Genomic DNA, 2,587 nt, shown 5'->3' with positions numbered 1-2,587 from the left:
CTGCGCCGGCAGCAGGTCGATGAACGGATCCGGCTTGGGCGGCACCGCCACGTGCACCGCGTCCAGCACCTGCTCGTACTGGTGGGGGCCGGTCACCGCCAGCACCTTGGGATGCGCGCCGGTGATGTAGTCGGGCTCGGCGCCCAGGCAGCCGGTGACGATCACGCGGCCGTTCTCGGCCAGCGCCTCGCCGATCGCGTCCAGACTTTCCGCCTTGGCCGAATCGAGGAAGCCGCAGGTGTTCACGATCACCGCATCGGCGCCGGAATAGTCCGCCGAGATGCCGTACCCTTCGGCCCGCAGGCGCGTGAGGATGCGCTCGGAGTCGACCAGCGCCTTGGGACAGCCGAGGCTGACCATGCCGATGGTGGGTTGGCCGGGGCGGCGCGTCTCGGTCAGCCGCGCGCGCGACAGGTCCGGGCGAAGATCGGGGGGATTCTGCATGGCTGGCCTATAGCCGCAACGCCGCGCCCGTGAAAGGGCGTCGTGCGCGGGCACCCCCCGCCGGTCGCCGTTTCGTGACCGACGCGCGTCGCGCCTCGTTCGGAACAGGGCGCCGCGTTGTCTGTTGGCCGTCTGAACGGAAGGAAATAGAGAGGAGATTGACATGAAGACGCCCAACGCATTCCTGCGCGGCACCGCCATCGCCGCGCTATTCGCGATCCCCTTCGCGACAGGACCCGCCTTCGCGCAGACGGAACAGACCCAGACCGGCCAGATCGCGCAGAACCAGACGCAGGCCGACGCCGCGGCCGAGGCCGAGGACGGCACGACCGCTGCCGGTGACGGCACCGCCCAGTCGATGGACGGCTCTGACGGGGCCGATGGCCAGCAGCCCGACGCCGTCGTTGCAACCGTCGGCGGCACCGAGATCCGCGGCTCGGATCTGATGAGCGCGATCGGCGCGCTGCCGCCGCAGATGCAGCAGCAGCCGCCGCAGATGCTCATCCCGATGGCGCTGGAACAGCTGATCCTGCGTGAACTGGTGCTCGCCGAGGCGCGCAGCCAGAACCTTCAGGACGACCCCGAGGTGATCGCGCTGGTCGAACGCGAGGCCCAGACCACCGAAGACAATGCACTGGTCCAGATCTGGCTGCAGCGCGAGATGGAAGGCGCGGTGACCGACGAGGCGGTCCAGCAGACCTATGACCAGGCGGTCGCCGTAGGGCAGCAGAACCTGCCGCCGCTGGCGCAGGTCCGTCCGCAGATCGAGCAATTCCTGCGTCAGCAGGCCATGCAGGACATCCAGACCCGCCTGCGCGAGGGTGCCGACGTGGTGTTCTATGATCCGACGGGCAACCCGATCGATCCCCAGACCGGCGGCCAGGGCCAGACCGGCACTACCGGCGGCGCGACCGACTCCGGCTCGACCGGCGGCACCACCGGCTCGGACACGTCGGGCTCGACCGATGACGCGTCCGGCAGCGACACCGGCACCGACGACAGCTCGGACGACATGGGCACCGAAGGCTCCGACGACAGCGGCTCCGACGACTCCACCGACGGGCAGTCGGACAACAACTGAGCCGACGCGCACGCGTCAGCCCGGACTTTAACGCAGCCCGCCGCGTTCCCGCGCGGCGGGCTGTTGCCTTTGCCGTTGGCGGCGCTCCCAGTTTCCGGCCGCTCGCAGCGCCATGACCCGCCCCCGGTCCGGCTTCGCACGTCCCGTCTCACGGCTTGTTCGTTGACGAATGGTAAATCCGTCTCTGCAAGCCATTGATTTTACTAGGGCGAAGTCGTGTCCCATCGTGGGACACCCCGCACCGCACCCCGATTTTTGCCGCTGGACCCCGCATCGGCGCGGCCCTACCGTGACGCCATGCTGGCCTACGCCGTCAAACGCCTGATCTCGCTCGCGATCAGCCTGCTGGTCGCCTCGGCGGTCATTTTCGCGGTGGTCGAGATCGCCCCCGGCGACCCCGCCCGCTTCATGCTGGGGATCAACGCCCAGCCCGACACCGTCGCCGCCCTGCGCGCCGAACTGGGCCTCGACGTGCCCAAATGGCAGCGATACCTCGACTGGCTGGGCGGCATGGCCGTGGGCGATTTCGGCACCTCCTACACCTACCGCACCCCGGTGGCGCAGATGGTCGCCGACCGGCTCTGGGTCTCGCTGCCGCTGGCGCTCTATGCCCTTGCCCTCTCGACCGCGATCGCCTTTCCCGCCGCGCTGATCGCCGCCGCCCGCCGCGGCCGCGGCCCCGACGTGGCGGTGATGGGCGCCACCCAGCTAGGCGTCGCAGTGCCGAACTTCTGGTTCGCCATGCTGCTGGTGCTTCTTTTCGCGATCAACCTCGGCTGGTTCAGCGCCGGCGGTTTCCCGGGCTGGGACGACCCGCTGGCGGCGATCAAGGCGCTGACCCTGCCGGCCATCGCGCTGGCCTTGCCGCAGGCCGCGATCCTCGCGCGGGTCATGCGCTCGGCCCTGATCGACGTGCTGGGCGAGGATTTCATCCGCACCGCCCGCGCGAAGGGCCTGACGATGCCACAGGCCCTGTGGCGTCACGGGGTCCGCAACGCGCTGATCCCGGTGCTGACCATCCTCGGCCTGCAATTCGCCTTCCTGCTCGCGGGCGCGATCATC

2 protein-coding genes and 1 pseudogene are annotated in these 2,587 nt (G+C 69.6%); 2 read left to right on the top strand and 1 reads right to left on the bottom strand.

Annotated elements, in window-relative coordinates; all coding sequences use genetic code 11:
* Positions 1–444 (bottom strand): annotated as a pseudogene (locus ACFDS3_RS20810) (30S ribosomal protein S12 methylthiotransferase RimO); the annotation flags it as partial.
* Between the two features lie 163 nt (positions 445–607).
* Here ACFDS3_RS20810 and ACFDS3_RS20805 point away from each other — a divergent pair.
* Together ACFDS3_RS20805 and ACFDS3_RS20800 are read left to right on the top strand one after the other, a co-directional pair.
* A complete protein-coding gene (locus ACFDS3_RS20805) occupies positions 608–1,525 on the top strand; it encodes a hypothetical protein (RefSeq protein WP_375264228.1) in 918 nt (305 codons plus the stop codon).
* Between the two features lie 297 nt (positions 1,526–1,822).
* Positions 1,823–2,587 (top strand): ABC transporter permease (locus ACFDS3_RS20800; RefSeq protein WP_375264227.1); only part of this gene is annotated, 765 nt, incomplete at its 3' end.

The organism is Palleronia sp. (assembly GCF_042089775.1).
In the GTDB taxonomy this organism is placed as follows: domain Bacteria; phylum Pseudomonadota; class Alphaproteobacteria; order Rhodobacterales; family Rhodobacteraceae; genus Palleronia.
The sequence above is the reverse complement of the archived record's forward strand: the minus strand, read 5'-3'. Positions and strand labels throughout refer to the sequence as shown.

Coding starts and splice junctions, on each gene's coding strand:
- ACFDS3_RS20805 (WP_375264228.1), top strand. CDS start 608: ATGAAGACGCCCAACGCATTCCTGCGCGGCACCGCCATCGCCGCGCTA.